General features: G+C 53.8%; 1 protein-coding gene. It reads left to right on the forward strand.

What is annotated here, in order from left to right; translation table 11 throughout:
• The coding region (locus tag DK871_RS28840) for a hypothetical protein (protein ID WP_218581576.1) at nucleotides 1–476 on the forward strand (476 nt) is incomplete at its 5' end.
• Nucleotides 477–537 lie beyond the last annotated feature (61 nt).

Genomic DNA, 537 nt, shown 5'->3' on the forward strand with positions numbered 1-537 from the left:
CCCGCGCCCTGGCCATAGCCGCTTCCCTGACCCGCGCCCTGGCCATAGCCGCTTCCCTGGCCAGAACCGTTTCCATGGCAAGTTGCCTGACCTCTTCCCTGGCCACGCGGTTCACTGCATGCAAAGCCACCGGTGGTTGGGCAACATTTCTGTGTGGCAGGACACTGGCCATCATTGAAACAGCTATCAGCACAGAGTGGGATCATCTCCGGTATGGGACATTGACCTGGCTTCATGAAAACAGGCAGCACGCAAACAGGCCCAAATTCAAATCGACAGCATTTGTGCCCTCCAGGGCAGTCTTCATCAGAGGAACAGCCTCGATGGGATGGTTCGACCATCAGCCTCTCCGGACAGAAACCATCCACTGTGGTTCGTCTTTGAATAGCGCGAGCTATGCTGAAGTATCCAAACAGACAGAAAAAAACAGCAATCAACGAGAAATACATTCGAGCTGTCATCCTCCCAGCCTGTGATCTCTGCTGGAAAATGCAGTGAATCGGTGCGTCAGGACAAGCAGACAGCAAAGAACACAAA

The sequence above is a fragment of the Pseudomonas sp. L13 genome, assembly GCF_009935965.1.
GTDB classification, from domain to species: Bacteria; Pseudomonadota; Gammaproteobacteria; order Pseudomonadales; family Pseudomonadaceae; genus Aquipseudomonas; species Aquipseudomonas lactis.